Source organism: Peptoniphilus sp. oral taxon 836 str. F0141 (assembly GCF_000179335.1).
Classification (GTDB): domain Bacteria; phylum Bacillota; class Clostridia; order Tissierellales; family Peptoniphilaceae; genus Peptoniphilus_A; species Peptoniphilus_A lacrimalis.
Map to the genome: position 1 here is coordinate 63,990 of NZ_AEAA01000041.1, position 6,390 is coordinate 70,379.

Below are 6,390 nucleotides of genomic sequence, written 5' to 3' on the forward strand. Positions count from 1 at the left end.
TTATAAAAATTTTTTTACATATATGTTATAATATTTTAAGAATTGGAGGAAGAATTTTGTTTGATTTTAATATAGAAGCTCACAAGTATAAAAATATATTTTTTATTGGCATAGGTGGCATATCAATGTCAGCCCTTGCAGAACTTATGATATATAACGGATATAAGGTTTTTGGTAGTGATAAAAATAAATCTTATGAAACAGAAAAGCTAGAATCTAAGGGTGCTAAGATTTATTATGAGCATAAAAAAGAACATATTAAAGACATGGATTTAATTATCTATACTGATGCTATAAGTATGGATAATGAAGAACTAAAGGAAGCTATTGTCGAAAAAAAAGACATAATTGATAGAGCAAGTTTTCTAGGAGCAATAATGAAAAGCTATAATATCTCAATAGCTATTTCAGGAACTCACGGAAAAACTTCCACTACTTCTATGGTAGCAGAAATAATTAAAAATTTAGATACCGACCCCACAATAATGCTTGGTGGTCAGCTAGATGATATAAATGGAAACATAAAAATTGGTAAAGAAAAAAAATTATTTTTGACAGAAGCCTGTGAATATAAGGCAAATATTTTAAAATTATTTCCTACAACCGCTGTTATTTTAAATATTGACGAAGACCACTTAGATTATTTTGACAATATTGACCATATTATTAGAACTTTCAAAGGTTTTACAGAAAAATTAAATAAGAATGATTACTGCATAATAAATATTGATGATGAAAATACTAGAAAACTATTACCGATTGACAATGCAAAATTAATCACATTCGCTATAGACAAAAAAGCAGATTATATGGCTAAAAATATTGATTTTGATATGTATGGACGTCCTTATTATGATTTATATTATAAGGATAAATATATAGGAAAAGTTGAACTTGCAATCCTTGGCTACCATAATATTTATAATACCCTTGCAGCTATAGGAGCTTGCCATGAAAATGGAATTGATTTTGAAAAATGTATAAAAGGTATAGGTGATTATAAGGGTGTTCACAGAAGGTTAGAATTTAAAGGTCTTTACAAAAATTCAAGAGTCATGGATGATTATGCCCACCATCCCACAGAAATAAAATCTTCCATATCAGCTATAAAAAAATCATGCAAAAAAAGGTTATTTACCGTCTTCCAACCACACACCTTCACAAGGACTAAACTTCTTTTAGATTCCTTTGCAAAGTCTTTTGACCAAAGTGATGTAATAATAATAACAGATATATATGCAGCAAGAGAAAAGGACTATGGCGATATACATTCTAAAACTTTAGTAGATGCAATCTCAAATCACCATAAAAATGCTATTTATATAAAGGAATTTTCAGATATAATAAAATATTTAAAAGAAAATCTAAAAGATGATGATACAGTCGTTACTATGGGCGCTGGAAATGTTTATGAAATAGGTCAAGAACTTTTAAAAAATAATTAAAATTTTAAATTTATAACTAATAAATAAAACTCTCACTAATACAAAAGTATTCTTGAGAGTTTTTCATTTACATTTTTTTAATTTATAAACCTAAATTTGGATCAGCAAAAGTTTTTCCATCATAGGTTTTTGACTTATATAGATAATAGGCACATGAAGCTATCATGGCTGCATTGTCTGTGCAAAGTGATATGCTTGGGTAATAAATTTCTACTCCCTCTTTTTTGCCTCTTTCTTCGAAGGCTTCTCTTATCCTTGAATTTGCAGAAACTCCTCCACTTAATACAATCTTATCTAAGCCCTTTTCTTTTTGCAATCTGAAAGTTTTTTCTAATAAAACATCGACAACTGCTTCTTGGAAAGATTTTGCCACATCTTCTTTTATAATCTCTTGATGTTTTTGCTCATTATTGTGCATATAATTTATGACTGCCGTTTTTAAACCAGAAAAAGAAAAATTATATCCTTCATTTATCATAACTCTTGGAAATTCAATTGTTTCTTTACCTTCTTTTGCTAATTTATCTATAACAGGTCCACCAGGATATGAAAGTCCCATAGCCCTTGCAACTTTATCAAAAGCTTCGCCAGCCGCATCATCAACTGTTGTTCCGCATAAATCAAAATCCACAAAATTTTTAACATCTATCAAATAAGTGTGTCCACCGGAAATTATCAGTCCAATAAAAGGTGGTTTTAATTCTTTGTGACTTATATAATTGGCACAAACATGGCCCATTATATGGTTTATTCCTAAAAATGGTTTATTTAAACTAAGTGCCATTGCTTTGCCGGCACTCAAACCAACAAGCAAAGCACCAATTAATCCTGGACCTCTAGTAGCTGCAATTAAATCTATATCAGAATAATTAAGTTTTGATTTTTCAAAAGCTTCTTCGATGACTGTATTTATTGCCTCAACGTGCTGTCTTGAAGCTATTTCCGGAACTACTCCACCATATTTTTTGTGAGTGTCTATTTGTGAGGCTACAATATTTGCAAGAACTTCTCTACCGTCCTGCAAAATAGCCACTGAAGTTTCATCACAAGATGATTCTATCGCTAAAGTTTTCATTCTCTCACCTCTTTATATTTCTCTCCACATAATAAGAGCATCTTTATCTATACCATAATAATTTTTTCTAAAGCCCTTTATTTTAAAATTAAAAGCTCTGTATAAACTTAGGGCGTGTTCATTGGTTGTTTTCACTTCTAGGGTAATGCTTAATTTATTATCTTCTGCATAGGCAACAAAATATTTAAAAAGCTCCCCAGCAATTTTTTTATTTCTATAATCTGGATGTGTTGCTACATTTGCAATATGGATCTCATCAAAAATTTTCATATAAGAGATATAAGAAACTACTCTGTTGTCAATTTCATAAACTAAAATTTCTGATAATTTATCCTTTTCTATTAAATTAATTAAAGAATTTTTTGACCAAGGATTTTCAAATGAAAGCTTCTCTATTTGATAAATATCATCTACATCCCCAGTTTCAGCAAGTCTTATTTTTGTCTGCATAATTTTTCTCCGCTTGAGAAAGTTTTAAATAATTAGGCACCAATTTATAAAAATCATCTCCACCTACTTCTTTAAATTTTTTAAGACCTAATAAGGCAATATAGTAGGCATTCATCTGTAGTTCTTTTCCTAATTTTGCATTTTTAAAGTCATGGATAAATTTTTTTGCATCCACACCTTGTAGTGTTATCTTTCTATCTCCTACAATATCTTTGAATTTTTCAAGCTCTATTATTGTATCATCCATAAGAACTTTCCCATCTTCCATAAGGCAGGCATAAATAAGGCCTCGTCTTGCATCAATAATTGAGCCTACAAGTCCATCTTCTTTAATTGCACAGGCTTTAAGTGATGAAACTGCCACAATATCTTTTTTTAAAACTTGTGCCATAACTTTTGCAAAAGTAAGCCCTATCCTTATACCAGTAAAGGAACCTGGTCCGATGCCGACTGATATTAAATCTATTTGTGATAGGTCAAAGTCAAATTTATTTAAAATATTATTTACCATGTCGCTTAAAGATTCGCTGTGATAAACTGAGCCTTGCAATGAATACAAGGCTAACATATTTTCATCTTCAATTATTGAGACTGATGTAGTCATTGTTGAGGTATCAAATCCCAAAACTTTCATATAATTTCTCCTCTACAACTTTATATTTATCGCCAATATAAGTTATTTCTAGCTTTCTGATATTATCTTCTACCTTAATATATATTGTCATATATTCTTCCGGTAAAGAATTTTTAATTTTATCAGCCCACTCGACTACTGTTATCCCATCAGAATAAAAATACTCATCAAAACCCAAGTAAAGAGTATCTATTCCCTCATTTAGTCTGTAGGTATCAATATGATATAGGTTAGTTTTACCCCTATATTCATTGACAATAGTAAAAGTTGGGCTTGTTACATTTGCTTTAATTCCCAAACCTTCTGCTAAAGATTTTGTAATAGTAGTTTTTCCTGCTCCTAAATCTCCATTTAAACAAAGAACCATTCCACCTTTACAAAGTTGTCCTAATAAAAATCCAAATTCTTTTGTTTTTTCTAAAGAATCTAAAATTATTTCCATTTATTTTATAACAATTTCCTTTACATGTGTATCATAATCCCAAGCTTCTTTTTCTGATTTTTCTTCTGCCCCATGACCTATTCCAATAATACATTCGACATTAAATTTTTCATCGAGTTCTAGAAGTTCGTGTAAATATTCTTGGGAGGCTTTACCCTCTTCATTTTTTGCATCGGTCACATTTGCCCATGTAGATGACAAACCTAAGTCAACACAAGCAAGCTGAATAAAAGTTGCACCTATGCAAGCATCTTGATGGTAGGTATTTTTCGCTAAAGATTTATCAGAAATTACAGCAATAGCAAGACTGGAACCCTTTAAAAATTCTGCTCCTGATTTTTTAAATTTTGAAAGTATTTCCAGAGATTTTTTATCTTTTATTAGTATATATTTCATAACATCTCTGTGAACAGCAGTTGGTGCCCTCAAGACACTTTCAAATATTTCTTTAATCTCTTTATCTGTAACTTCTTTATCTGTAAATTTTCTTATACTTCTTCTTTTTTTTGCTAAATCTAAAAACATAATATCACCTTTAATAATTATATCATATAAAATTTTACTAAGACTTTAATTTTTTTTAATTAAATGTAATAATAGTAGTGGAGGTTTTTATGAAACTTTTAGAAGATAGAATAATTAAAGATGGAAAAATTCTTGAAGGGGATATCATTAAAGTTGATTCCTTTTTAAATCATCAATTAGACATTAAATTTTTAAATACATTAGCAGAAGATGTCGCAAAATATTTTAAAAATAAAAACATAAATAAAATTCTTACTATTGAAGCATCAGGCATAGCCTTTGCTACAGTTATTAGTGAAAATATGAACTATATTCCAGTGGTTTTTTCTAAGAAGAAAAAAACTTTAAATATTGGCGATAGTCTTTGGCAAAGTCATGTAAAATCTTACACAACAAAAAAAGACTATATGATAAGTGTATCAAAAGAATTTATAGGTAAAGACGATAATTTATTGATTGTAGATGACTTTTTAGCTGAAGGTAATGCTCTTAGAGGATTAATTGACATAAGCAAAAAAGCAGGTGCAAACATTGAAGGCATTTCTGTTGCTGTTGAAAAGGGCTATCAAGGTGGCGGAGATTATGTACGAAAGTTGGGCTATGATTTATATTCCTTAGCAATTATAGATTCAATAGAAAATGGCAAATTTTCTTTTAAAAGGATTTGAATATGTTAGAAATTAAAGAAGTAAAAACAGATAAGGATTTAGATGAGTTTTGTCATCTAGTTTACTCTATCTATGAAAGTAACGATTATTTTGTTTACCCCATCTACGATGATTATAAAAATTCTCTAAAGGGTGTAAATAACAGACTAATCTCTTGCCCACATAAATTATTTTTAGCAAGTAAGGATAATAAAATAGTTGGAAGAATTCTAGCCTATGTAGATGAAGAATTAAATGAATATCATAGTTCCAGTGTAGGATATGTTTCTCAATATGAATGTATAGAAGATGAAGAAGTTTCAAAGGCTTTATTAGACGCTTGCAGTAAATTTTTTAAATCTTTAAATATAAAAATAATGAGAGGTCCTGTTTCTCTACCTGACGGCGATGATAATAGGGGCTTTTTAATAAACGCTTTTGATAAGTATCCTTCAGTCATGAACGTCTACAACAAAAAATATTACAATGACCAGTTCGTAAATTATGGTTTTTCTTTATATCACGATGTTTTTGCCTATAAGGCAAACAAAGATGATTTACTTGCTAAAATTGACAAGCTTTCAAGACTGCTTCCACAAGTACAAAAACGCTATTCCTACAAAACTTCTGTATTAGATACAAAAAATATGGAAAAAGAGCTAGAAGATGTTTATAAAATTTTAGACTTAGCTCTTCCTCCTAGTTGGGAAGATTTTATACCTGTAAAAAAATCTGATGTTTATTCAATTTTTGAACAGATGAAAAGCTTAATTGTAAAAGATTTGATTGTTATAGCAAGAAATTACCAAGACGAACCTATTGGATTTGCCTTAACGCTTCCTGATTATAACGAAATTTTAAAAGACTTTAAAGGTAAGCTTAACCTTTTCAATAAAATTAAATTTTTATTGAAAAAAAATTCAATAAAAAGAGTTAGGATGTTTGTTCTAATGGTTGTACCTGAATATAGAAATAAGGGTGTAACATCTTCAATTTATTTTCATGTTTTTAAAAATGCAGTAAAAAAGGGATATACAATTTTGGAAGGTTCAACAATTTGGGACTACAACAAAGATATGATAAATGATATAGAAAAATTTGGTGCGATTAAAGATAAAATTTATAGAGTTTATGAAAAAATTTTATAAAAATTTGCATAAAAAAATGTGGGA

General features: G+C 29.3%; 8 protein-coding genes. 3 read left to right on the plus strand and 5 right to left on the minus strand.

Annotation, left to right across the window (positions count from 1 at the left end):
- Nucleotides 1-56 precede the first annotated feature (56 nt).
- Complete coding sequence (gene murC, locus HMPREF9131_RS01775) at nucleotides 57-1,445, plus strand: UDP-N-acetylmuramate--L-alanine ligase (RefSeq protein WP_009345019.1); 1,389 nt, start codon at nucleotides 57-59, stop codon at nucleotides 1,443-1,445.
- Nucleotides 1,446-1,527: 82 nt separating this feature from the next.
- Here murC and tsaD read toward each other — a convergent pair whose 3' ends face one another.
- From tsaD to HMPREF9131_RS01800, 5 genes are read right to left on the minus strand one after another with little or no spacing between them, the layout of a single operon-like run.
- The gene (gene tsaD / locus HMPREF9131_RS01780; protein WP_004825850.1) at nucleotides 1,528-2,520 is read right to left on the minus strand and encodes a tRNA (adenosine(37)-N6)-threonylcarbamoyltransferase complex transferase subunit TsaD; all 993 of its coding nucleotides are present in this window, start codon (nucleotides 2,518-2,520) and stop codon (nucleotides 1,528-1,530) included.
- A gap of 12 nt (nucleotides 2,521-2,532) precedes the next feature.
- Entirely contained in the window at nucleotides 2,533-2,970 is a 438-nt protein-coding gene (rimI, locus tag HMPREF9131_RS08555) for a ribosomal protein S18-alanine N-acetyltransferase (protein ID WP_009345012.1), read from the minus strand.
- A complete protein-coding gene (gene tsaB, locus HMPREF9131_RS01790; protein ID WP_009345027.1) occupies nucleotides 2,945-3,604 on the minus strand; it encodes a tRNA (adenosine(37)-N6)-threonylcarbamoyltransferase complex dimerization subunit type 1 TsaB in 660 nt (219 codons plus the stop codon). Before tsaB ends, rimI begins: the two co-directional genes overlap by 26 nt.
- Nucleotides 3,585-4,046, minus strand: a complete 462-nt coding sequence (gene tsaE, locus HMPREF9131_RS01795) for a tRNA (adenosine(37)-N6)-threonylcarbamoyltransferase complex ATPase subunit type 1 TsaE (RefSeq protein WP_004826104.1) — start codon at nucleotides 4,044-4,046, stop codon at nucleotides 3,585-3,587. Before tsaE ends, tsaB begins: the two co-directional genes overlap by 20 nt.
- Nucleotides 4,047-4,571 carry a nitroreductase family protein gene (locus HMPREF9131_RS01800; RefSeq protein ID WP_009345030.1) on the minus strand — a complete coding sequence of 175 codons (525 nt, stop codon included), beginning with the start codon at nucleotides 4,569-4,571 and terminating at the stop codon, nucleotides 4,047-4,049.
- Nucleotides 4,572-4,660: 89 nt separating this feature from the next.
- Here HMPREF9131_RS01800 and HMPREF9131_RS01805 point away from each other — a divergent pair, with 89 nt between their 5' ends.
- Nucleotides 4,661-5,239: a xanthine phosphoribosyltransferase gene (locus HMPREF9131_RS01805; protein ID WP_004825853.1), complete on the plus strand. Its 579-nt coding sequence runs from the start codon at nucleotides 4,661-4,663 to the stop codon at nucleotides 5,237-5,239.
- Nucleotides 5,240-5,241: 2 nt separating this feature from the next.
- Nucleotides 5,242-6,366 (plus strand): hypothetical protein, encoded by a 1,125-nt coding sequence (locus HMPREF9131_RS01810; RefSeq protein WP_009344999.1) that lies wholly within the window; start codon nucleotides 5,242-5,244, stop codon nucleotides 6,364-6,366.
- Nucleotides 6,367-6,390 lie beyond the last annotated feature (24 nt).

Coding starts and splice junctions, on each gene's coding strand:
- tsaD (WP_004825850.1), bottom strand. CDS start 2,520: ATGAAAACTTTAGCGATAGAATCATCTTGTGATGAAACTTCAGTGGCT.
- rimI (WP_009345012.1), bottom strand. CDS start 2,970: ATGCAGACAAAAATAAGACTTGCTGAAACTGGGGATGTAGATGATATT.
- tsaB (WP_009345027.1), bottom strand. CDS start 3,604: ATGAAAGTTTTGGGATTTGATACCTCAACAATGACTACATCAGTCTCA.
- tsaE (WP_004826104.1), bottom strand. CDS start 4,046: ATGGAAATAATTTTAGATTCTTTAGAAAAAACAAAAGAATTTGGATTT.
- HMPREF9131_RS01800 (WP_009345030.1), bottom strand. CDS start 4,571: ATGTTTTTAGATTTAGCAAAAAAAAGAAGAAGTATAAGAAAATTTACA.
- HMPREF9131_RS01805 (WP_004825853.1), top strand. CDS start 4,661: ATGAAACTTTTAGAAGATAGAATAATTAAAGATGGAAAAATTCTTGAA.
- HMPREF9131_RS01810 (WP_009344999.1), top strand. CDS start 5,242: ATGTTAGAAATTAAAGAAGTAAAAACAGATAAGGATTTAGATGAGTTT.